20 protein-coding genes are annotated in these 22,334 nt (G+C 55.3%); 4 read left to right on the top strand and 16 right to left on the bottom strand.

Annotation, left to right across the window (positions count from 1 at the left end):
* Positions 1-157 precede the first annotated feature (157 nt).
* The 7 genes from uhpT to ivbL all read right to left on the bottom strand — a co-directional run bounded on the left by uhpT (position 158) and on the right by ivbL (position 7,435).
* Positions 158-1,549: a hexose-6-phosphate:phosphate antiporter gene (gene uhpT / locus KP80_RS15900; protein ID WP_052284624.1), complete on the bottom strand. Its 1,392-nt coding sequence runs from the start codon at positions 1,547-1,549 to the stop codon at positions 158-160.
* Between the two features lie 146 nt (positions 1,550-1,695).
* Positions 1,696-3,015, bottom strand: a complete 1,320-nt coding sequence (locus KP80_RS15895; protein ID WP_052284623.1) for an MFS transporter — start codon at positions 3,013-3,015, stop codon at positions 1,696-1,698.
* Positions 3,016-3,024: 9 nt separating this feature from the next.
* Positions 3,025-4,527, bottom strand: a complete 1,503-nt coding sequence (uhpB, locus tag KP80_RS15890; protein ID WP_052284622.1) for a signal transduction histidine-protein kinase/phosphatase UhpB — start codon at positions 4,525-4,527, stop codon at positions 3,025-3,027.
* Entirely contained in the window at positions 4,524-5,117 is a 594-nt protein-coding gene (gene uhpA / locus KP80_RS15885; RefSeq protein ID WP_052284621.1) for a transcriptional regulator UhpA, read from the bottom strand. The genes uhpB and uhpA overlap by 4 nt, the downstream gene beginning before the upstream one ends.
* Positions 5,118-5,190: 73 nt before the next feature.
* Positions 5,191-5,481, bottom strand: coding sequence for an acetolactate synthase small subunit (gene ilvN / locus KP80_RS15880; RefSeq protein WP_052284620.1), 291 nt, complete (start codon positions 5,479-5,481; stop codon positions 5,191-5,193).
* A gap of 3 nt (positions 5,482-5,484) precedes the next feature.
* A complete protein-coding gene (ilvB, locus tag KP80_RS15875; protein ID WP_052284619.1) occupies positions 5,485-7,173 on the bottom strand; it encodes an acetolactate synthase large subunit in 1,689 nt (562 codons plus the stop codon).
* Positions 7,174-7,336: 163 nt separating this feature from the next.
* Positions 7,337-7,435 carry an ilvB operon leader peptide IvbL gene (gene ivbL / locus KP80_RS22605; RefSeq protein WP_072129145.1) on the bottom strand — a complete coding sequence of 33 codons (99 nt, stop codon included), beginning with the start codon at positions 7,433-7,435 and terminating at the stop codon, positions 7,337-7,339.
* Between the two features lie 220 nt (positions 7,436-7,655).
* On the opposite strand from ivbL, the gene KP80_RS15870 reads away from it, so the two are divergent.
* Together KP80_RS15870 and emrD are read left to right on the top strand one after the other, a co-directional pair.
* Entirely contained in the window at positions 7,656-8,489 is an 834-nt protein-coding gene (locus KP80_RS15870) for a DMT family transporter (RefSeq protein WP_052284618.1), read from the top strand.
* Positions 8,490-8,665: 176 nt separating this feature from the next.
* Positions 8,666-9,850, top strand: a complete 1,185-nt coding sequence (gene emrD, locus KP80_RS15865; protein ID WP_052284617.1) for a multidrug efflux MFS transporter EmrD — start codon at positions 8,666-8,668, stop codon at positions 9,848-9,850.
* Between the two features lie 33 nt (positions 9,851-9,883).
* On the opposite strand, the gene dsdC is transcribed toward emrD, so the two are convergent.
* Entirely contained in the window at positions 9,884-10,810 is a 927-nt protein-coding gene (gene dsdC / locus KP80_RS15860) for a DNA-binding transcriptional regulator DsdC (protein ID WP_052284616.1), read from the bottom strand.
* Between the two features lie 228 nt (positions 10,811-11,038).
* On the opposite strand from dsdC, the gene dsdX reads away from it, so the two are divergent.
* Both dsdX and dsdA read left to right on the top strand, forming a co-directional pair.
* On the top strand, positions 11,039-12,376 hold the full coding sequence (gene dsdX / locus KP80_RS15855) for a D-serine transporter DsdX (protein WP_052284615.1): 1,338 nt from the start codon (positions 11,039-11,041) through the stop codon (positions 12,374-12,376).
* A 17-nt stretch (positions 12,377-12,393) separates the two neighbouring features.
* Positions 12,394-13,716, top strand: coding sequence for a D-serine ammonia-lyase (gene dsdA / locus KP80_RS15850; RefSeq protein WP_052284614.1), 1,323 nt, complete (start codon positions 12,394-12,396; stop codon positions 13,714-13,716).
* A gap of 70 nt (positions 13,717-13,786) precedes the next feature.
* On the opposite strand, the gene KP80_RS15845 is transcribed toward dsdA, so the two are convergent.
* The 8 genes from KP80_RS15845 to KP80_RS15810 form a co-directional block, all read right to left on the bottom strand.
* The gene (locus KP80_RS15845; RefSeq protein ID WP_052284613.1) at positions 13,787-15,112 is read right to left on the bottom strand and encodes a PTS sugar transporter subunit IIC; all 1,326 of its coding nucleotides are present in this window, start codon (positions 15,110-15,112) and stop codon (positions 13,787-13,789) included.
* 1 nt (position 15,113) lies between these two features.
* Positions 15,114-16,502, bottom strand: a complete 1,389-nt coding sequence (locus KP80_RS15840; protein WP_052284612.1) for a glycoside hydrolase family 1 protein — start codon at positions 16,500-16,502, stop codon at positions 15,114-15,116.
* Between the two features lie 9 nt (positions 16,503-16,511).
* The gene (locus tag KP80_RS15835; RefSeq protein WP_052284611.1) at positions 16,512-16,826 is read right to left on the bottom strand and encodes a PTS sugar transporter subunit IIB; all 315 of its coding nucleotides are present in this window, start codon (positions 16,824-16,826) and stop codon (positions 16,512-16,514) included.
* Positions 16,827-17,117: 291 nt separating this feature from the next.
* Positions 17,118-18,242, bottom strand: a complete 1,125-nt coding sequence (locus KP80_RS15830) for an anaerobic sulfatase maturase (RefSeq protein ID WP_197276165.1) — start codon at positions 18,240-18,242, stop codon at positions 17,118-17,120.
* Positions 18,239-18,601, bottom strand: a complete 363-nt coding sequence (locus tag KP80_RS15825) for a DUF202 domain-containing protein (protein WP_052284609.1) — start codon at positions 18,599-18,601, stop codon at positions 18,239-18,241. Before KP80_RS15825 ends, KP80_RS15830 begins: the two co-directional genes overlap by 4 nt.
* Positions 18,591-18,938, bottom strand: a complete 348-nt coding sequence (locus tag KP80_RS15820) for a YidH family protein (RefSeq protein ID WP_052284608.1) — start codon at positions 18,936-18,938, stop codon at positions 18,591-18,593. The genes KP80_RS15825 and KP80_RS15820 overlap by 11 nt, the downstream gene beginning before the upstream one ends.
* Before the next feature lie 100 nt (positions 18,939-19,038).
* Positions 19,039-20,532 carry a sulfatase-like hydrolase/transferase gene (locus KP80_RS15815; RefSeq protein ID WP_052284607.1) on the bottom strand — a complete coding sequence of 498 codons (1,494 nt, stop codon included), beginning with the start codon at positions 20,530-20,532 and terminating at the stop codon, positions 19,039-19,041.
* The gene (locus tag KP80_RS15810) at positions 20,529-22,244 is read right to left on the bottom strand and encodes a solute:sodium symporter family transporter (RefSeq protein WP_052284606.1); all 1,716 of its coding nucleotides are present in this window, start codon (positions 22,242-22,244) and stop codon (positions 20,529-20,531) included. The genes KP80_RS15815 and KP80_RS15810 overlap by 4 nt, the downstream gene beginning before the upstream one ends.
* Between the last annotated feature and the right edge of the window lie 90 nt (positions 22,245-22,334).

Raw genomic sequence — 22,334 nt, 5'->3', positions numbered from 1 at the left:
AGATGTGTATAAGAGACAGAACTTAAGCAAAGCGATTAGGGGAAACGCCGGGATTTGGTTCCCGGAGGGACGCCAAACCCGGTGGTCGCCCCGGGTATCTCAATCTTAAACTGACGGTGTTAGGCGCAGAGCCGGGCAAAAGTTACTGCCTACATACTCAAGCTGCTTTTAACTGCTGAATTTTCTTTTCACGGCGAATTTTGCGTTCTTCGAATACCGCTACCACGGCCATCAGGCAGATACAGCCAATAGCGGCGGCATCCAGCGCGGCGAAGGTGCCTGCCCAGCCGGTCAGACCGAAGATTGGCGTACCGTCGGCAATCATCCCCAGACCAAGCTTAGCGAAGCTGTCGCCAATCAGGTAAGCGAAGGTGCCTTTGATGCCGTCGGCAGCGCCGATGGCTTTCTTCGGCACAAAACCGACCGCCGCCACGCCGATTAACAGCTGTGGACCAAACACCAGGAAGCCGAGAGCAAACAGCGACGCCAGGTAAACGTACTGGTTGCTGGCGTGCTGATAGACGCCGAGGGTAGCGATGATTAACGCCAGCGCCACACAGGCCACCAGTGCACGGCGACCGTTCGCCAGGTCAGAAAGCCAGCCCCACAGCAGCGTGCCAACCAGCGCACCCACTTCAAACAGGGTAAAGCCCTGAATCGCGACCTCTTTAGACAGTTTCAGCTCCTGGAAGGCGTAGACGGTAGACCACTGGTCGATACCGATACGCACTACGTACAGGAAGATGTTGGAGAAACACAGAAGCCAGATCACTTTGTTTTTCAGCACGTACTCAACAAAGATCTGCCACTTGGTCATCTCGTTTTCTTCGGTCTCTTTGTCCTCTTCGCTGATCTCTTCGCCAAACAGCTCTTCCGCTTTGCCAAGACCATAGGATTCCGGGGAGTCGCTGCCATAGCGCAGGCCAATAAAGCCGACAATCAGGGCGATAATCGATGGGAAGATGAACATACCGATGACGTGACCATCGAACAGATAGTTAGCACCAAACAACGCAACGCCCGCCGCACCCGCGCCGCCGAGGTTGTGGGAAATATTCCACATCCCGAGGTAGGAACCGCGCTTACGACGTGGCGTCCATTTGGTGATCGTCGAGTAGCTGCACGAGCCGCCGGTACTCTGGAAGAAACCGCTCAGCGCGTAGAAGGCAATCATCAGGAACAGGCTGGTCGAACCCGCACCCATGCTGGCGCTAAAACCAAGCATACAGATGGCGGAGAGGATCAGCATAAACGGCAGGAACTGCTTGGTGTTTTTGCCGTCGGCGTAGTACGAAACCAGCGTTTTACCTACGCCGTAGGTGATGGAGAAGCCCAGGCCAATCATCCCCAGCTGCGTCATGCTCAGCCCGTAGGTGGAGATCATGTCGTTCTGTGCGATGTTAAAGTTTTTGCGGATCAGGTACATGGTCAGGTAGCCGATGAAGACCACCAGATAGGATTGCATGAACGGCTTGAACCACATTTTACGCCGCACATCGAGCGGCAGATCCAGGGTCGGCTTACGCACCTGGTTTAAGAAGGCCAGCATGATTGGGTTACTCCTGAGCTGATTTTTATACCTGCGAATAGCAGGCATTGTAAAAATCAGCCGGGAGAGATGCCTGAGACAGCGTCCAGGTGCAACCGGGAAAATTTCCTAGTTTTACGTCATTCGACGTAGAAAGGTGAGACGGCTCACGCTTCTCGCGGCGCCTGAGCGTTTAAGAACGGCAGCAGCAGCAGCGCTGAAATCCCCGCCGCGATAGCGATGACTACGAAAAAGCCGGTCCAGTGCCAGACCTCCATCACCTTCGCCAGCGGCCAGCCGGAGAGCGATGCCCCAAGATAGGCAAACAGCCCAACAAACCCAGTAGCGGCACCGGCCGCCTCTTTGTGCGAACACTCTGCCGCCGCCATTCCAATCAACATCTGCGGGCCAAAGACGAAAAATCCGGTGGTGAAGAAGCACGCCGCCTGCATCACGTAGCTGGCAAACGGCATCAGCCATAAAGAGCCCACAGAGAGTAAAATCCCGGCAGCAAAAATCAGGTTCATCGGCCCACGGTTGCCATTAAACAGTTTGTCCGACCCCCAGCCCGCCACCAGCGCGCCGATAAAACCGCCCAGTTCGAACATGGTCACAGCGGTATTGGCGGTTACCAAATTGACTCCCAGCGTCTCGGACATATACAAATTGCCCCAGTCGTTGATCGCCGCGCGCACCACGTATACCAGCACGTAGCACAGCGAAAGCAGCCAGATATACGGGTTAAACAGCACGTATTTGGTAAGGATCTCTTTGCGGGTCAGTCCCGCGCCTTCCTGCTGCTGGGCGATTTCCAGTTCGTCGTGCCGCCAGTCACCTATCGGCGGCAGGCCGATGGCCTGCGGTCGGTCGCGCAGACGCCAGCACAGGAAAATACCCACCACAATCGCCATCGTGCCGGCCATCATCATCCCGGCACGCCAGCCGTAGTGCAGCGCCGCCGCGCCCATCACGATAGGAATCAGCGCCCCACCGACGTTATGAGCAGTGTTCCACAACGCCCACCAGCCGCCGCGCTCGGTACGTGAATACCACGCGGTCAGTAAACGGGCGCAGACCGGCGATCCCCAGCCCTGAAAGAAGGCGTTCAGCGCCCACAGCACGGCGAAGGCCCACAGCGAAGTGGAGAAGCCGAACAGAATGTTCACCACCCCAGTGGCAATCAGGCCGATGCCCATGAAGTAGCGAGCGTTGGAACGATCGCTGACGATACCGGAGACAAACTTCGACAACCCGTAGGTGATGTAAAACAGCGTCGCCAGCAGGCCAATATCGCTGCGGGTCAGCACGCCGTTGGCGAGAATTTCCGGCACCGCGGCGTTAAAGCTTTTACGAGTGAAATAGAACAGCGCATAACCGAGCCAAATGGTCAGCAGGATGTGCCGCCGCCAGTAGCGATAACGGGCATCGACTTCCTGTTTATCGGTGATGAGCGGCGCATTGGCCGGGGCTTTAAAAAACGTCAGCATCAATGCTCCTTACGCGTGTCGCTGGGGCAATGACACGCTGACGCGCGTGCCGTGCATACAGGAAATAGTCAGCGAACCGCCCAGCGCCGCCACACGTTCACGCATCCCGGTGAGGCCAAAGCCCTGTTGATTCGAACCCGGCGGCAAACCGCTGCCGTCATCCTCAATCACCAGCATGAGTCGCTCGTCCTGCTGCCAGCCCTGTAACGTGACGGCGCTGGCATTGGCGTGCTTCACAATATTGTTCAGCCCTTCCTGGCAAACGCGGAACAGGGTCACACGCAGCCCTTCGCTCAGCGCAGACTCATCAATCTGCCAGTCGAGATGGCTGACAATACCGCGGCTCTCCAGCTCCATTTCGCGCAACAGCGAACGGATGGCCTGTTCCAGCGTCAAATCGTCGAGCTGGCGCGGGCGTAAGCGACCAAGCAGACGGCGCACCGAATCGTAAACGCCGAGCGATAGCTGTTCGATATGTGCACCGCTTTGCTTTACGCCGACATTTTCTGGCGCCAGCCGCTGCACAATGCCCGCCTGGGTGCGAATGGCGGTGATGGTCTGGCCGATATCGTCGTGCAGTTCGCGCGCCACGTCACGACGCACGCTCTCTTCGGTTTCCAACAGTCGCTCCGCCAGGCGGTGATTGCGCGCCAGTTCATTTTGCAGCGATTGGTTAAGCTCACGCAGGCGCTGAATCCCCGCCCCCAGCAGCAGCCCGGTCAAGCTTTGCGCCAACAGCGAAAGCAGTAAATCCACGGGGTGATCGTGCCAGGTTTGGCTGGCAATCAGCGCAATGGCGTTCATCAGCGTCGCAATCAGAGCCCCTTGCCAGCCGTAGTGCCAGGCCAGCGCAATGATCGGCAGGGCGAGACAAAACGGGGTAAAGCGCGACAGTTCATCCGGTAGACCAAGCTGCAACCACAGGCTGACGCTAAACAGCAGCAGGTACCACACCAGATGCCGCCCGCGCCAGTTGACCGGTTGGGAGACCACCGCCGGGCCTAACGGCAGCCAGGTGGTGCTGGTCAGGTAATGCCAGAAGACCAGGCAGATAGGTGCCAGCGTCAGCCCACCGGTGAGGGTCAGCAGCAGCGCGTTAAGCGCCTCTTCCCCCTGCCACAGCCACGGCAGCGATTGCAGCAGCGCGGCAGCCGTAAGCGCAGCGCCTTGTAACAACAGAGTGCGCCAGTCGCGCTGATGACGATAACGGGAGATCAGCGCCACCGGCATCAGCGTCAGCAGGCTCCCGATCATCAATATGGGCAGATGCGCCAGCGCCACTTCCTGCGCCAGCCAAAACAGCATCAGCCATTCCGCCCCCAGCAATACAGGCCAGTAAGCGCGCGGGCATTGCAGCATCAACCCCAGACGCAAGCCGAACGGGAATAGCAGTACCGCTAAATCAGGCCGTTCAACCAGATGCAGGCTGATACTCCACAGGCAAAACCATGCCGCGGAGAAGATAAAAAAGCAGGCAACAACGGTGATAGATCGGGAGAGGAGCGTTTTCATTGCCAGCCGTCAAACATACGGCGGGCCAGCTCAACATCGTTGCTGACGTTAAGCTTTTCCATCAGGTTAGCGCGGTGTACGTGTACCGTTTTTGGTGAAAGGCCCAGTTCAGCGGCGATTTCTTTCACCGCCATTCCCTGCGCCAGTTTTTCTGCGACCTGACGCTCGCGCTTGGTCAGCGGATCCTGACGGCCCGCCGCCAGTTTGACGGCGATATCCGGGGTTAGGTAGCAGCCGCCGGTGGCGACCGTATGCACCGCTGCGATCAGCTCGTCCGGGCTACAGCGCTTGGAAAGGAAACCGCGCGCGCCCGCGTTCAGCGCCTGTTCTACCAGCGCCGGGCTATCGTGCACCGATAGCATGATGACAGCCATTCCTTTCGGCAGCTGACTTAGCAGTTCAAGCCCGGAGAGATCGGGCATTGAAATATCGCAGATACAGACCTGCACCCCTCGTCCGGGCAGCCCCGCCAGCGCCTCGCGACCGGAACCGTATTCGGCGATCACTTGCAGATCAGGCTCAAGCCCGAGCAGCTGCGCAAAGCCGGAGCGGACGATGAGATGGTCGTCAATAAGGGCAACGGTGATCATGGGTTCTGTCCTGGCGGGTAAAAAACGCGCTTACCTTAACCATAAGCGCGTTGCTGTTCAAGCGTTGAGCGGATTACTCGAAGAAGACAGTGATTTTGTTAAACATCGACGGATCGGATTGGTTACGCGCCACTTTCACCACGTCTTCCAGTTTATCTATCTGGCTCATCATCTGTTCCAGACGTTGGTCATCGTTAACCAGTAGCCAAATGCGGCTGTGGTCGCTGCCATGAATCGGTAGACAGAGAATGCCTTCCACGTTGAACGCTCGTCGGGCGAACAGTCCGCAGACGTGGGTCATAACGCCGGGATGGTTACGCACGGTGAGTTCGAGAATGACGTTGTCATGAGTCTGTTGTTGCATGGCTTATTCCCCCACCATTTCGGTATTCGCCGCACCCGGCGGCACCATCGGATACACTTTCTGCTGCGCGTCGATGCGCACATGAATCAGCGCCGGCCCTGGACGATTGATAATCGCCTGCAGCGCGGCCTGCGGGTCCGCTTCGTTGTTCAAATCGCAAGTATCGAGACCAAACCCAGCGGCAATTTGCATGAAGTTAATCATGCCCGGATAGGTAGCAGCAAACACGCCCTGCTGGTAGAACAGGCTCTGCTGCTGATGCACCAGGCCCAGCGCTTCATTGTTCATCAGGATGATTTTCACATCCAGCCGGTTTTCCGCTGCCGTTGCCATCTCCTGAATGTTCATCATCAGGCTACCGTCGCCGGAGAAGCACAGTACTTTTTTATCCGGGTTCGCCAGCGCCGCACCAATCGCCGCAGGCAGGCCAAAGCCCATGGTACCCAGACCGCCGGAGGTCAGCCACTGGCGTGGACGGTTCAGCGGGTAAGCCTGTGCAGTCCACATCTGGTGCTGGCCCACGTCGGTGGTGATAATGGCGTTGTCATCAACGCAGGCTGCAGCGGCGTTGATCAGGCCGTAATGGCTGAGCGGGTCGCCCACTTCAGGGATCGCGCCCGGGAACTCTTGCTGCAGCTCGGCCACTTTACCGCGCCACGCATCACGAGGCTGCGCTTCAATCTGCGGCAGCAGTTGTGCCAAAACATCATCCACGTCCGCCTGAATTGCCACGTGCGCCTGCTTGATTTTCCCCAGCTCAGCACGGTCGATATCGACATGGATAATTTTCGCATCAGGGCAAAACTCAGCCACTTTACCGGTCGCCCGGTCATCAAAACGGGCACCTAAAACAACCAGCAAATCAGATTGTTGCAGGATAAAATTGGTGCTGCGCGCGCCGTGCATCCCCAGCATGCCTAACGACAGCGGGTGCGCTTTTGGCAGCATACCCAGCGCCATCAGCGTCATGGTGGTAGGCAGATTGGCAATCTCAGCCAGTTCGCGAACGCGCTCCGGGGCGTTAATCACGCCACCGCCCAGGTACAACACCGGGCGCTGAGCCGCGTTAATCATCGCCGCCGCTTCGCTCACGCTTTCGGCGCTAAACATCGGCGTCGGCGCACGGCCACCGGGTTCTGGCAGTTCGCTGATTTCAATTTCGGCAGTCTGTACATCCTTAGGAATGTCTATCCACACCGGGCCGGGACGCCCCGACTGTGCAATCCGGAAGGCATCAGCAATAACCTGTGGTAATTCATTGATGTTGCGGACTAAGTAGTTGTGTTTGGTGATGGGGATAGAGATACCGTAGGTGTCGACTTCCTGGAAAGCGTCGGTGCCGATTAACGAGGAGGCAACCTGACCGGTGATACACACCAGCGGAATGGAGTCGAGGCGCGCATCGGCAATAGCGGTCACCAGGTTGGTGGCGCCGGGGCCGCTACAGGCCATACAAACCGCCGGTTTGCCGTGGGTTCGCGCCATGCCCTGGGCAATGAATCCCGCCCCCTGCTCGTGGCGCGCCAGAATATGGCGGATCTGTTTGCTTTGGCTTAATGCGTCGTACAGCGGTAACACTGTACCGCCTGGAATGCCGGTGACCATGGTGATCCCCTGACGTTCCAGTAAATGAACGATCAATTGTGCGCCGGTAAAGCGCTGTGTCTGTGTTGTTGTGCCCGAACTTGCCATGCTCCAGTCCTTTTATTCTGGGCCGACTTTACGCTAAGCACTCAAGGTTGCAGGTGCGTTGACTGCAGCTTGAGCCGCTTCGCGTTTCCGGGCGGGGGGCTAGAAACTAAAAACCCCGCTCGGTTTGCGCCGGCGGGGTTTGGAATCGTGTGTGTCCCTGACCCTACGGCGCATTGCCGACGACCACCACCACACGCACGACGACTACCGCGGCTGGTAGCGCGGTTGATAGTAGCGTCGAGGTCATCATGGATGGAGTCATTAAGGGTCTATCTCGAATTCATTAAGTGAATTTATACAAACACAGGTTTTTCATGCTGACAATGGAAATATTTTCATCTGCACAAAAATGTAGCAAAGATCACGTTTCTACCGTCAGGGGAATTATCCAATCTGTCCCTTTTTTCCCCTATTTCTGGCCTTGGTTGCCGCCCGTCGGTTGTGTTACGTTTTGGTGAAATATCCCTGAGCAACGCATTATCATGACGCTTTCCGTTTTCTGCATTTTGCTGTTCGCCGCCCTACTGCACGCCACCTGGAACGCCATCGTCAAGGCGGGAAACGACAAGCTTTACTCCGCCATCGGCGTCACCGGATCGGCGGCGCTGATTGCGCTCGTTCTGCTGCCCTTCGCGCCCACGCCATCAGCGGCCAGTATCCCCTTTATGATCGCCTCCACCGCGTTACAGGTTATCTACACCGTACTGGTGGCGAAAACCTATCAGATTTCGGATATGAGCCAAACCTACCCGCTGATGCGCGGGACGGCACCGCTGCTGGTCGCTATCGTCAGCGTACTGCTGCTGGGCGACCATCTCTCGGCAATGGCCTGGTTCGGCATCGCAGTAATCTGTACGGCAATCCTGGCGATGGCGCTAAATAGCCGCACAGGCTCGCAATTAGGCGTCATTTTGGCGCTGTTCAATGCCTGTATTATTGCGGGTTATACGCTTATCGACGGCACCGGTGTACGCCTTTCCGGCACGGCCTTTGGCTACACGGTGTGGTCATTCTTCCTAAACGGCGCCAGCCTGCTCACCTGGGCGATGATAGCGCGACGCCCGCAGGCATCGCGCTATCTGGCACAGCACTGGAAGAAAGGTATTCTAGGGGGAATGGGCACCATGGGCTCCTACGGCCTGGCGCTATGGGCGATGACGCAAGCCCCGCTGGCGGTGGTTGCTGCTTTACGTGAAAGCTCTATTTTATTCGGCGCCATCATCGCCTGGCTGCTGCTCAAAGAGCGGGTTTCCGGCCTGCGTTTCTGTGCCGCCTTCGGCATCGCCGCTGGTGCCATTCTGCTGCGTCTCTCCTGAAAAAACTGGCAACTATTGTTGCCGTTTAACGTGTATAAATCCTGCCTACATCACACATTTCATTTACATGATAGATGGTTAAATCGTCATCTCGTTATGGTAGATTCCTCTCGCTTTTAGCGTACTAGCTAGACATTTATTCTTATAAACCTAATTTCTATAAAGTTATCAGCGAAATGAAAAGAGACAGAAACGTCAATATCCTGGTGATGCTGGTGTTGCTTGTGGCCGTCGGACAGATGGCGCAAACCATTTATATCCCGGCGATTGCTCAGATGGCGAACGATCTCAACGTCCGTGAAGGGGCGGTACAGAGCGTAATGGCGGCCTATCTGCTGACTTACGGCGTTTCCCAGCTGTTCTACGGCCCGCTGTCCGACCGCGTTGGGCGCCGCCCGGTGATCCTGGTCGGGATGTCGATTTTTATGCTGGCTACGCTGGTCGCTATCACCACCCACAGCCTGACGGTATTGATTGCTGCCAGCGCCATGCAGGGCATGGGGACCGGCGTCGGCGGGGTGATGGCGCGAACGCTGCCGCGCGATCTGTATGAAGGCAGCCAGCTTCGCCACGCCAACAGCCTGTTAAACATGGGAATTCTGGTGAGCCCATTGCTGGCACCGCTGATTGGCGGCGTACTCGAAACCCTGATTAACTGGCGCGCCTGCTACGGCTTCCTGCTGGTGCTGTGCGCGGGTGTCACTTTCAGCATGGCGCGCTGGATGCCAGAAACCCGTCCAACCGGAGCGCCCAAGACGCGGCTTATCAGCAACTATAAAACCTTATTCAGCAACAGCGGCTTTAACTGCTTCCTGTTAATGCTGATCGGCGGTCTGGCGGGGATTGCGGTATTTGAAGCCAGCTCCGGCGTGCTAATGGGTGGCGTGCTGGGCCTCAGCAGTATGACGGTGAGTATTCTGTTTATTCTGCCAATTCCCGCAGCGTTCTTCGGCGCGTGGTTTGCCGGGCGGCCAAACAAGCGCTTCCCAACGATGATGTGGCAGTCGGTGCTCAGCTGCCTTGCCGCCGGGTTGATGATGTGGATCCCCGGCCTGTTTGGCGTGATGAATATCTGGACGCTGCTGGTACCTGCCGCGCTGTTCTTCTTCGGCGCGGGCATGCTGTTCCCGCTGGCAACCAGCGGCGCGATGGAGCCGTTCCCGTTCCTCGCCGGTACCGCCGGTGCGCTGGTGGGCGGCCTGCAAAATATCGGTTCCGGCGTGTTGGCCTGGCTGTCGGCAATGATGCCGCAAACCGGGCAGGCCAGTATTGGCCTGCTGATGACGCTGATGGGCTTGCTGATTTTCCTCTGCTGGCTGCCGCTGGCGTCACGCATGTCGCAGCAGGGGCAGGCCGTTTAAACGTAGGCAAGCGGCATCTGTCGCTTGCCTTAGCTATTTAACCTGTTCCTGCAGCCAGCCAATAAACGCCTCGATCTTCGGCCACTGCCGACCGGGTAACGTGGTGATGTAATAGCGCTGATGACATTTCAGCGCCATATCACCAAACGGCGCGACCAGCTCGCCGCTGTCGAGACGTTTTTGCACCAGCCGTTTACGCCCCATCGCAACCCCAATATGGTTCATCGCAGCAATCACCGCTAAATCCGAACGATCGAAGCCAATGCCCGACGATGTCGGCAAATTCACCGCGTAATGTTGCGCCCAGCTGTGCCACTCATCGGTACCGGAATCATTACTCCACGCCTGTCTATCATGCAGCAAGGTACAGTGCGGCAGGTTCACCAGCCTGTCGGTGAGGTCATAGCGGCGCGCGTATTCCGGGCTGCAGACGGGCACAATCTCTTCATCCATCAACACATGATGTGTTAGCTGTGCCGAAGGCGCGTCGTCAAAATAGAGTGCCAGGTCGACTCCGGCGCGTTGCAAATTGACGTTGTCGTTGCCGGTCAGAATAGTCAACGAAATTGACGGATAGCGGCGGGTAAAGTCACCCAACGCCGGGACCAGCCAGCACTGCGCGATCGAGGGGCGCGAGTAAACGGTGAGCGTGCCGGACAACTCCTGGTTTTTGATATCGAGAATTTCCTGGTTCAGCGTATCCAGCGACGACTTCAGCGCCCAGAACACCCGCTTTCCCTCGTGGGTCAGCTCCACCTTGCGGTGCGAACGGACAAAAAGCTGAATCCCCAACTCCTCTTCCAGCTGATTAATTCGGTGGCTGACAGCGCTGGGGCTCAATGAAAGCTCCTCAGCCGCCAGGGCAAACGACTGGTGCCTTGCCGCCACTTCAAAGGTGTAGAGCTTTGACAGCTGCCAGCCATTGAGCTGCCGATTTCGGACTTCGCGAACGGGATCCATACTGGCCTCTCTCCTCCTGATTTGTGCAGCGAAGTGTAAAAAAAACCGCGTTGAAAATCAGCGCAAAGATGAACCAAAGTGAACCATATCGCATAAACAGGCCGTAGTTAGACCTGAATCACCACTTTGATTCAATCTGGCTCATGTGAAAGCGGATTTATATCGTTTGTCAGACCCTGCCTTATTTTTGTCCAATATCACCACGTTAATCACAGGGCAAGGTGAGTTATGCACTCTCAAATCTGGGTTGTGAGTACGCTGCTAATCAGCATCGTGTTAATCGTTTTGACCATCGTGAAGTTTAAATTCCACCCGTTTCTGGCGCTGCTGTTAGCCAGCTTCTTCGTGGGGACGATGATGGGCATGGGGCCGCTGGATATGGTGAATGCCATTGAGAATGGTATTGGCGGCACGCTGGGCTTCCTCGCCGCTGTCATTGGCCTTGGCACTATTCTCGGCAAAATGATGGAAGTCTCCGGCGCGGCGGAACGTATTGGCCTCACGCTGCAACGCTGTCGCTGGCTTTCGGCGGACGTCATTATGGTGCTGGTCGGGCTGATTTGCGGCATCACGCTGTTTGTTGAAGTGGGCGTGGTATTGTTGATTCCGCTGGCTTTTTCAATTGCCAAAAAAACCAATACTTCACTGCTGAAGCTGGCAATCCCACTGTGTACGGCGCTAATGGCGGTGCACTGCGTTGTCCCGCCACATCCGGCGGCGTTGTTCGTCGCCAATAAGCTGGGAGCGGATATTGGCACCGTGATTGTCTACGGTTTACTGGTGGGCCTGATGGCATCGCTTATCGGCGGGCCGCTGTATCTGAAACTCCTCGGCAACCGCCTGCCGTTTAAGCCGGTACCGGCTGAGTTTTCCGACCTTAAAGTTCGCGATGAGAGCACGTTGCCATCGCTTAGCGCCACGCTGTTTACCGTGCTGCTACCGATTGGCCTGATGCTGGTGAAAACCGTCGCTGAGCTGAATATGGCAAAAGGCAGCGCGGTTTATACACTGTTGGAATTTATTGGTAACCCAATAACGGCGATGTTTATCGCGGTCTTCGTGGCTTATTACATCCTCGGTTTGCGCCAGCACATCGGCATGGGCACACTGCTGACCCATACCGAAAACGGCTTTGGCTCTATTGCTAACATCCTGCTGATTATCGGTGCTGGTGGCGCATTCAACGCCATCCTGAAAAGCAGCGGGCTGGCGGATACGCTCGCCCTCATCCTCTCCAACATGCACATGCATCCGATTCTGCTGGCCTGGCTGGTGGCGTTAATCCTGCATGCTGCGGTGGGCTCAGCCACGGTGGCGATGATGGGCGCGACGGCCATCGTTGCCCCAATGCTGCCGCTCTACCCTAACGTCAGCCCGGAGATCATCGCCATTGCCATCGGTTCCGGCGCCATTGGCTGCACAATCGTCACCGATTCCCTCTTCTGGCTGGTGAAGCAGTACTGCGGCGCAACGCTGAATGAGACGTTTAAGTACTACACGACGGCAACATTTATCGCGTCCGTTATTGCACTCGCCTGCACATTCCTGCTTTCCTTTATTATCTAAGCGCAAAGAGACTGACTATGGAAAACATTCAAACACTTATCGCCCAGTATCCGTTAGTGGAAGATCTGGTCGCTCTTAAGGAAACGGCCTGGTTTAACCCTGGCACCACCTCTCTTGCGAAAGGTTTACCGTACGTTGGCCTGACTGAGGAAGATGTTCAGGATGCCCACGCCCGTCTGGCGCGTTTCGCGCCGTACCTGGCAAAAGCATTCCCGGAGACCGCTGCCACCGGCGGCATTATCGAGTCTGAAATAGCCGCGATTCCGGCCATGCAGAAACGGCTGGAAAAAGAGTACGGCCAGCCTATCCACGGTGAACTTCTGCTGAAGAAGGACAGCCATCTGCCCATTTCCGGGTCGATTAAAGCCCGCGGCGGCATTTATGAAGTCCTCACCCACGCCGAAAAACTGGCGCTGGCCGCCGGGTTGCTGACAGTTGAAGATGACTACAGCATCCTGTTATCGCCTGAATTCAATCAGTTCTTCAGCCAGTACAGCATCGCAGTAGGCTCCACCGGCAACCTGGGCATGTCGATTGGCATTATGAGCGCCCGTATTGGCTTTAACGTGACGGTGCATATGTCTGCCGACGCCCGCGCCTGGAAAAAAGCCAAGCTGCGCAGCCACGGTGTGACGGTGGTGGAATACGAAGAAGATTACGGCGTCGCGGTTGAGCAGGGGCGCAAAGCGGCGGAGTCCGATCCAAACTGCTTCTTTATCGACGATGAAAACTCCCGCACGTTGTTTTTAGGCTATGCCGTTGCCGGCCAGCGTTTGAAAGCGCAGTTTGCGCAGCAGGGGCGCGTGGTAGATGCCGAGCATCCGCTGTTTGTCTATCTGCCATGCGGCGTTGGTGGTGGCCCTGGCGGCGTGGCATTTGGCCTGAAGCTAGCGTTTGGCGATAACGTCCACTGCTTCTTCGCTGAGCCCACGCACTCGCCGTGCATGCTGCTGGGGATTTACACCGGGCGGCACGATACGATTTCCGTGCAGGAGATTGGCATCGATAACCTGACGGCGGCGGATGGGCTGGCGGTTGGTCGCGCTTCGGGATTTGTCGGCCGCGCGATGGAACGTCTGCTCGACGGTCTGTATACCCTGGATGACCAGACGATGTACGACATGCTGGGCTGGCTGGCGCAGGAAGAAAATATCCGCCTTGAGCCCTCTGCGCTGGCGGGGATGGCCGGTCCTCAGCACGTGTGTGCTTCTACAGAGTACCGACAGATGCACGGCTTTAGCGTAGAGCTGCTCAATCACGGTACTCACCTGGTGTGGGCAACGGGCGGTGGCATGGTTCCGGAAGCCGAAATGGCGCAGTATCTGGCGAAAGGGCGTTAAACGCACGGGAAGTGATTGAAAAATGGCAGTGCGCCAGCCGGGTGAAGGCTGGCGCAAAGCACTTAACCTATCAGGCGTCCGCCAGCTGTTTGGCTTTTTGCTCTTCTTCCTGCTGGGCCTGCTCGGTTTCCAGCATCTTCTTCTCATAGACCTTAAAGAACGGGTAGTAGATCGCCAACGAGATAAAGAAGCAGACGAACACCAGCCCGCAGGCGATTAAGTTCCAGTTGGTGGTTATCAACGCCCCCAGCGGCGCGGGGATGGTAAACGGCGGCTTGACCATCATGCGTGGAATCAGCCCGCTGATAGTAAACAGGTACACCACCACGGTGTTCACCATCGGCGCGAGAATAAACGGCACCGCCAGAATCGGGTTCATGACGATCGGTGCGCCAAAAATCATCGGCTCATTGATGTTAAACAACCCCGGAATAAACGACAGCTTACCCAGCGATTTCAGATAGATAACCTTCGAGCGGATAAACAACACCACCAGCGCCAGCGTGGAGCCGGTGCCCCCCATCTGGGCATACCACTGGAAGAACTGCTCGGTGAAAATATTCGGCAGGTCGTAAGCGCTGGTTCCGGCCTGGAACAGCTCCATATTCTGCACAATCGCCTGATCCCACAGCGGGCGAATCAGCGGCCCCATCACCGCGTGGCCGTGAATCCCAAACACCCAGAACAGATCGATAAAGAACTGCGTGACGATGCCGCCAAACAGGTTAGTACCGGTCATAAAGCCCTTTAGCGGCATGATGATATAGCTGATGATGGCGTTGATATCGATATTTAAAAAGTGCCGCGGGATCCAGAAAATCAGCACCACTGCCAGCGTTGGGAACAGCGCCGAGAATGAACTGGCCACCACCGGCGGAACGCCAGCGGGCATCTTAATTTCAATATTGCGGACTTTGATAAAACGGTAGATCTCTATCGCAATGAGCGAAGAGATAATCGCACCAAACAGCCCCTGTGAACTCAGCGAGGTCACCGGAATATAGCGGCCAGAAATGGCGTCACCGGCGACGGTCACTCCCTCTTTGATATTCACCGGCACAATCATCAATAGCGTCGCTAACATCGCCAGCAGACCACTGGTGATATCGTTGAGCTTATAGCTTTTCCCTAAAAACGAGCCGATGGTAAACGCGGCATATAGCGACATCAGGCCAACGGTAAAGCGAAACGGTACGTCGAGGATATCGCGCCACGGCGCGATAAAATCCATATAACCTTTGATCGGAATATTGAGCAGAATAACGAAAAATGAACCGACAATGGTCAACGGTAAAATAGAGATTAAGCCGTTACGTATTGCCTGCATATGACGCTGGTTACCAATGGCGTTAGCCACCGGCAGCATTTTTTCAGCCAACCGTTCAAAGAAAGACATGTTATTCCCCCGTAAAACCGTTATTGGCAATCACCGTGGCGAACCACTGCCCGGATTTTTTCAGCGAGCGCTGCTGGGTGGCTAAATCCAGACGATAGAAACCGTAGCGATTTTTATAGGCGTTTTGCCATGACCAGCAGTCAATAAAGGTCCACATGTGATAGCCCAGACAATTACTGCCGTCGGCCATCGCCTGATGGAGATAGCTCAGATGCTCTTTAAGGAATTCAATACGGTAATCATCCTGCACCTGTCCGTTGACCATAAACTGCTCTTCATCCTGAATACCGATACCATTTTCCGAGACAAACCACGGCAAATTACCGTAGCGATCTTTCACCACCATCGCGATGTCATAAAGCGCAGCCGGGTAAATCTCAATCCCGCGCGAGGTATTCATCCGCCGCCCCGGCATGATGTATTCTTCAAAAAAGCGTTCAGGTACAAAACCGTGCGGCTCATCAAGCGGCGTTTCCCGCGCTTTGACCCGCCGTGGGCGGTAGTAATTAATGCCCAGCAGATCGATACGGGTATTGGCAATTAACGCGCAATCTTCCGGTAGCGATGCCGGTAATTGATCGTGTTCTTGCAGAATATCGATAAGCTCCTGCGGATAGCGCCCCAATAAAATAGGCTCGTTAATGCTGCGAGTATAGAAAAGATCGGCCATTGCGGCGGCTTTGAGATCATCCGGCATATCGCTACGTGGATAAACCGGAATCACATCCATAATAATGCCAATCTGCCCGGCAAGATTCAGTTCGCGCCATGCCGCCACGGCTTTACAGTGCGCCAGCACAATATGGTGCAGCACCTGCGCCGCGCGACGAAAATCGGTGACGTAAGGATAATGGCGAGGGTGTAAATATCCGGCTTCGGCCGGAATTAGCGGTTCATTGAAGGTAAACCAATAGCGTACGCGGTCGCCAAAAAGCTGATAGCAAATACGCGCGTAGCGGGCAAACGCCTCCACCACTTCGCGATTTTCAAAGCCGCCCTTTTCCTGCAGTGCCATCGGCATATCGAAATGGTAGAGATTAATAAACGGCTCAATGCCCTGCGCGCAGAGTTCATCTATCACCGCATTATAAAACGTCACCGCCTGCGGATTGATGTCACCATCGCCATCGGGAATTAAGCGTGACCAGGAGAGCGAGGTGCGAAACGAATTCAGGCCAATATCTTTGGCGCGCTGAATATCTTCCCGATAATTCTGGTAAAACGTCGAGGTGTCATCGCAGGTCACGCCCTGATAAAAGCGCTCATTAAATTCATGTGAGGCGTGGTCCCAAATATTCTCGCCTTTGCCATCGCTGGCAATACGCCCTTCGGACTGAGTGGCGCTGGTTGCGGTGCCCCACCAGAAGTTATCGGGAAAATGATATTTCATAACCTGTCCTTATTGTGCTGGCGGTAATAAAGACAGCGCGTGATCCAGTACTTTATCGCCCTGCATTGAGCCGTATTGCATCATATCGATAGCCGCAACGGGGACGCCGTGGGGCGCGGCAGCAGTAGATAAACTTTGCAGCTGAAATTTCACCTGTGGGCCTAATAAAATCACGTCGGCTTCTTCGACTATCTGCCCAAATTCCGAAACCGGAACCGCGGTAATTTCCACCGCAATATCGCGACTGGCGGCTGACTGTTTCATTCTTTCCACTAACATGCTGGTCGACATGCCTGCTGCGCAGCATAAAAAGATCTTTTTCATCATTTTCCCCTGGCGTAATAAGCGTGGTATTCCGCGAGATGCGGCAAAATATATTCTGCGTAGTAGGGTAGATAGCGGCAAGAGAGGGGCGGCACAAAACCGAGTTATACCGCTGGTACTTTTGATGTTAAATATGAAATAAAATAATAAATACCAATTATAAACAAATAGATAAAAGTGTTACTTTTAAAATAAGCAGTGTTATTTTTATTCGGATTTATGTCCTGGCTCGCACTTAGGACCGGTTAATGATTCCGGCCCAGCAACACAAAAATGAAGCATTCCAGCGGATTAACGCTGGCTCTGATTTAACATCGCCATCAACTCCATCGGCGAACGTCGCTGTTTGAGCAGGTCGCGCATCGTTCGCATGTGCGGCGCGCTGTAGGTGAAGAACTGGCGATAACCGGCACATAGTGCGCTCTTTCCGTCGTCGAGACGGTGCTTTGGGCAGTCGCCGTGGCAAAAACGACGCACTGAACATTGTTGACACTCGGCTGTCAGCATCGCCGCTTTTTGCTGACCGAAAGCTGCGGCCTCAGGCATCGTATTCAGCTCCGTAATAGACTGCTGATGGATATTCCCCAGCCGGTGTGACGGATACACATAGTGGTCACACTGAAATAAATCACCGTTAGCCTCTAACGCAAACGCATGGCCGCAGCGTTCACTGAGCGCGCACATCTGCGACGGATAGCCGCTCCAGGTTCCCAGCGTCGAATCAAACAGCTGAACATAGACCTGACCAATATCTTCACGCACCCACACATCAAAAACGCCGTTAAGAAACGTTCCCCACTCCTGTGCGGTCACCGACTCAGCGCTCAGGTTCCCGCGCTCATCGCGCTCAACCAGTGGGATAAACTGCAAAAACGGGGTCCCAAGACCACGGAGATAGCGGTACAGTCGCTGCGGGTGCTGGCAGTTAAGGTGATTCACGACCACCAGCAGATTGAATTCAACCTGATGTCGGACTAACGCGTCGATAGCCTTTAGAACCTTATGATGCGTCGATTTGCCGCTGCGGTTAACACGATAGATATCGTGGAGATCGGCGGGACCATCCAGCGAAATCCCCACCAGCCAGCCATTGTCGTGAAAGAAACGGCACCAGTCATCGTTCAACAAAATTCCGTTCGTCTGGAACGCGTTGTGGATTCGCTTACCGCTGGCGTACTGCTTTTGCAGCACCAGCGCGCGCTGGAAGAATTCAAGGCCACACAACGTGGGCTCTCCGCCCTGCCAGGCAAAGGTGACCTCCGCTCCAGGCTGTGCGGCAATATGCTGGCGGACAAAGGCCTCCAGCGTGGCGTCGTCCATCACCGGCTGTTGAGGTTTTTCGATGTAGAAACAGTAGCGGCAGTTGAGGTTACAGCGAGAGCTGGCCGGCTTGGCCATCACCTGACATCCTGTCATGCTAAATCCCTGATAAAAATGATAAGTTGGCGTACGTGGGTAATAGCAAACAATATTGCGAGCGATAACACCGCGAGAGAGATCATAAATTTGTCACGAACCGCACGCGGTTGGACAAAATCGTTCTGCGTCACGTCCATAACGTTACGATTGCGGGTGTACTGCCACAGAATAGCAGCCACCATCGCCAGCACGCCGAGTGATACCCAAAACAGCCCTCCCGCCTGATGCCAGTTGTGCTTTAACGCCAGCGCCATCAGCGCGCCGTAGCCAAGCAGTGTACGAAACCAGGCCAGCGATGTGCGCTCAGGCTGTAGCCCCGGGTCTGCCTGACGCCGGGCTTTGCGGCTATCCGGCATAGAACACCAGAATCATCACCACCGCTGCCACCAGCGTCAGGATAAGACTGATGACCAGCAGACTGCGGGTGTAGGGGAGATCTTCCTTCAGGCGCATCGCCTTTTCATTGCGCAGCCAACGCAGGTAGCCGTAGATAGCCAACCCGCCAGCAAACAGGCACAGCATCAGCGCCAGCGCTTCGCGAATCACCGGAGTAGCAAAGTCTGGCGCCAGCTGATCGAGCCCAACGCCTGCCGCCAGAAACCCAAGAGCCGTACGAATCCAGGCCAGAAACGTGCGTTCGTTGGCGAGTGAAAAACGATAGTCCGGCGCTTCACCGAGGCGGGAAATTTTCATGGCGATTCCTGTTATCCATAATGGTCAGCGGCTTAACATTATCGTAATTGCCTGTTTTTCGCCGCTGAGTTTTACCAAAATCATACCGAAGGCGTAAGCGTCAGAACTTCTGCTTTTTTTCTTCCACCTTCACGCCCTGCGTCGGCATTCCGGTATCGTAATCGCGCACGACCGGCGAGTAGCCATCTTCCGGGCGAGGACGGAATGCCCCCATCCAGCGCGGCTGCGCGTTCTTCCGCCATGGACGCAGGCTCCACTGATAGGTCCGGAACGGATCGCGAATGCGGTCCATATAGTCTAACAACGCGTCATGCAGCTTATCGCGAACGAGCATATGTCGTTCATCGTCAATCAGATTATGCATCTCGTCGGGGTCGTTGCGGCGATCGTAAAGCTCATCGCTGGTAAACAGATTCAACACCAGTTTGTAATCGTCGGTGACCCAGGCGCGGACCGGAATGAAGCCGCCAAAGCTGTCATGCTCGATCTCATAACGGTTAAATTCCACCATCACACCACGCCTGGCTTCAACCTCCAGCAGGTTGCCTCCGGGGAGAATATCCGGCTTATCGATCCCCGCCAGCGCCATCATGGTCGGTAATAAATCGATATGGCTGACCGGCGTATCCACCTGCCGTGGTGTGCTTTGTGGCGGTCGCATAATCAGCGGGATACGGGTGATATCGTCATACATGGCGGCACCTTTACTGATTAGCCGGTGCGCGCCCATCATTTCACCGTGATCCGAGGTGTAGATAATCCAGGTATTTTCGCGCTGCTCGGGAGTGAGCGCATTCACAACCCGACCAATCTGGTCATCAACAAAGTCGTTGCAGGCAAAATACATCGGGTGGTGGTAGCGTCCGTCTTCTCCCACTGGCGACGGCATAGCCTGTGCCCATAGCCGATGATGTTCGGGTTTATTCGCAAGCGTATCCTGCGCTTTTTCCCCCAGCGGATAGTAAAAGTCCTGATATTTCTCCAGATATTCCACCGGACAGGTAAACGGGTGATGCGGCTCATCATAAGAAATTACCATCAGGAACGGCTCATCATGCCGCGGCGCGTTAGCCAGATAATCGACCGCCCGATGGCTGATACGGTGCGCCCAGGTAAAGGTTTCGTCGATGCCATGCTGCTGCAAATCTTCAACGGTGTTCAGGCCGTTACGCCACAGGCCAATCTGCTCATCGCTCAGCTCGCTGAGGTAATTTGCGCCGTCATACCAGTAGTCCGCATCCCACTCGGGCGGACATTCCCCCGTACCGAAATAGTCATGCCCATCCAGATGCCATTTCCCGATGTAGCAGGTGCGATAGCCAGCATCCTTAAAGTAGCGCCCCATGGTGGAGATATTCTTCCCTGGCGCGACGTTATTGGTCCAGGGGCCAGACTGGTTGGCATAAATGCCGGTAAACAGCCCGGCACGCGCGGGGGTGCATACCGGCGAGCAGGTATAGGCGGAATTAAAACGGATCCCTTCGGCGGCCAACGCATCAATATTTTGCGTATTCAGCGGCTTGCCGCTGTAACAGCCCACCATATTGGTGGCTTGAGTATCGGTCATAATGAACAGGAAATTTGGACGGCTCATGATTCTTCCTTCGCATCAACAGGACAAGGTACAGTCGCGGATTGGCGATCCCGCCAGCTGCTGTAAACCAGATAAATCACCACGGCGGCGGTAACACCGTAGCTGAGGAACATCAGCCAGCGCGTTTGATAGCCACCGAATTGTGCCAGCCCCGCATAGACACCAATCATTGCAAACAGAATGCCAACGGAGGCGATCTTGACGTTCTTATAGGGAGTCATATCGACGGCAAACGCATCCTGGAATTTAAACGGCGTCGCGCGCGGTTTGATGAAGCTAATAATCAGCATCACCACCACATTGATGCAGAATGTGCAGGCCAGCACGTAGAGGAAATGGAAGTCGAATTTCACCAGATAGTTAATGGTGATGTAGCTGACAATCCCGAGGCCCATCGCCACTTTAGCGGCAATTGCGGGGATGCGCGGGAAGAAAAAGCCCATGATGATAATGGTGACCAGCGGGACGTTATAAATCCCGTTAAGCTGCTTCATCCAGCTGTATAAGCCCTGTGGCGCGTTGGCTATCCACGGGGCCACCAGTACTGAAATCACCGCAATAAACAGACCGAATTTACGCCCCACGCGCACCAGCTGCGACGGTTCGGCATTTTCGTTTATCAGGCGACGATAAATACCCATGCTAAACAGCGTACTGGCACTGTTGAGAAAACCATTAAAGGTACTGATCACCGCGCCGAAAAGTACCGCGCCAAAAAAGCCGACCAGCGGAAGCGGCATCACTTTATTGACCAGCGTCGGATAGGCCATGTCGGCACTCGGCAAATCCTGATACAGATGAAAGGCAATCAGCCCCGGCAGCACTAAGATCAGTGGGTCGAGCATCTTCAGTACCGCCGTCAGCAGCGCGCCTTTTTGCCCTTCTGCCAGGCTTTTCGAGGCCAGCGTACGCTGGACAATGCCCTGGTTCGTACACCAGTAGAAGGTATTCACCAGAATCAGGCCGGTAAATGCCGCGCCGATGGGCAGCGGATCGCTGCTACTGCCAATCGAATTAAGCTTGTCGGCATGCACTGTGGTCAGCTGCTTAATCCCCTGCAGAAAGCTGCCGTTGCCCATCGCCATCAGCCCAAAGATCGGCACCATTAATCCACCAATGACTAACCCAATACCGTTGATGGAGTCGGCAATCGCCATCGTTCTCAGTCCACCGATCACCGCGTACAGAATTCCTGCGATACCCAATAAAATAACCAGCAGCCAGATTGCTCCGCCCTGAGAAATGCCTAGCGACTCACCAATATGGAACAGGCTATTCAACGCCAGCGCGCCGGAGTATAGAACAATCGGTAAAAAGCAGATGCCCGTGGCAATCAGGAAACAGAAGTCGATGATAATGCGCGTGGTTTTATCGTAACGTTCTTCAAGAAAATCCGGGATGGTCGCGATACCGCGCTGCAGATAACGCGGCAGGAAGATCAACGCGAGGAAAATCAGCGTGACGGCGGATGTCACTTCCCAGCCCATCACCGACATACCGCTCTTGTACGCCTGCCCGGATAACCCCACCAGTTGTTCGGTAGAGAGATTGGTGAGCATCAACGATGCGGCGATAACGGGTGCTTTGAGCGATCGCCCCGCCAGAAAATACCCCTGCTGCGAACCGGTATCCACCTTACGCACTTTCCACCAGGTAATTACCGCCACCAGCAGCGTGAAACCAACAAAACTCACTATTTGTATCGTATTCATCTTGTAGCCCTTTTCTTATATCCCGACGCTACGTGGGTCAGAGGAATAGCGTTTATTTCGGGTTAAGGCGATGAGATTCATAAAATAAGA

Origin of the sequence: Kluyvera genomosp. 1 (assembly GCF_001266615.1) — a bacterium.
Taxonomy (GTDB): Bacteria; Pseudomonadota; Gammaproteobacteria; order Enterobacterales; family Enterobacteriaceae; genus Kluyvera; species Kluyvera cryocrescens_A.
The sequence above is the reverse complement of the archived record's forward strand: the minus strand, read 5'-3'. Positions and strand labels throughout refer to the sequence as shown.

Coding starts and splice junctions, on each gene's coding strand:
- uhpT (WP_052284624.1), bottom strand. CDS start 1,549: ATGCTGGCCTTCTTAAACCAGGTGCGTAAGCCGACCCTGGATCTGCCG.
- KP80_RS15895 (WP_052284623.1), bottom strand. CDS start 3,015: ATGCTGACGTTTTTTAAAGCCCCGGCCAATGCGCCGCTCATCACCGAT.
- uhpB (WP_052284622.1), bottom strand. CDS start 4,527: ATGAAAACGCTCCTCTCCCGATCTATCACCGTTGTTGCCTGCTTTTTT.
- uhpA (WP_052284621.1), bottom strand. CDS start 5,117: ATGATCACCGTTGCCCTTATTGACGACCATCTCATCGTCCGCTCCGGC.
- ilvN (WP_052284620.1), bottom strand. CDS start 5,481: ATGCAACAACAGACTCATGACAACGTCATTCTCGAACTCACCGTGCGT.
- ilvB (WP_052284619.1), bottom strand. CDS start 7,173: ATGGCAAGTTCGGGCACAACAACACAGACACAGCGCTTTACCGGCGCA.
- ivbL (WP_072129145.1), bottom strand. CDS start 7,435: ATGACTCCATCCATGATGACCTCGACGCTACTATCAACCGCGCTACCA.
- KP80_RS15870 (WP_052284618.1), top strand. CDS start 7,656: ATGACGCTTTCCGTTTTCTGCATTTTGCTGTTCGCCGCCCTACTGCAC.
- emrD (WP_052284617.1), top strand. CDS start 8,666: ATGAAAAGAGACAGAAACGTCAATATCCTGGTGATGCTGGTGTTGCTT.
- dsdC (WP_052284616.1), bottom strand. CDS start 10,810: ATGGATCCCGTTCGCGAAGTCCGAAATCGGCAGCTCAATGGCTGGCAG.
- dsdX (WP_052284615.1), top strand. CDS start 11,039: ATGCACTCTCAAATCTGGGTTGTGAGTACGCTGCTAATCAGCATCGTG.
- dsdA (WP_052284614.1), top strand. CDS start 12,394: ATGGAAAACATTCAAACACTTATCGCCCAGTATCCGTTAGTGGAAGAT.
- KP80_RS15845 (WP_052284613.1), bottom strand. CDS start 15,112: ATGTCTTTCTTTGAACGGTTGGCTGAAAAAATGCTGCCGGTGGCTAAC.
- KP80_RS15840 (WP_052284612.1), bottom strand. CDS start 16,502: ATGAAATATCATTTTCCCGATAACTTCTGGTGGGGCACCGCAACCAGC.
- KP80_RS15835 (WP_052284611.1), bottom strand. CDS start 16,826: ATGAAAAAGATCTTTTTATGCTGCGCAGCAGGCATGTCGACCAGCATG.
- KP80_RS15830 (WP_197276165.1), bottom strand. CDS start 18,242: ATGACAGGATGTCAGGTGATGGCCAAGCCGGCCAGCTCTCGCTGTAAC.
- KP80_RS15825 (WP_052284609.1), bottom strand. CDS start 18,601: ATGCCGGATAGCCGCAAAGCCCGGCGTCAGGCAGACCCGGGGCTACAG.
- KP80_RS15820 (WP_052284608.1), bottom strand. CDS start 18,938: ATGAAAATTTCCCGCCTCGGTGAAGCGCCGGACTATCGTTTTTCACTC.
- KP80_RS15815 (WP_052284607.1), bottom strand. CDS start 20,532: ATGAGCCGTCCAAATTTCCTGTTCATTATGACCGATACTCAAGCCACC.
- KP80_RS15810 (WP_052284606.1), bottom strand. CDS start 22,244: ATGAATACGATACAAATAGTGAGTTTTGTTGGTTTCACGCTGCTGGTG.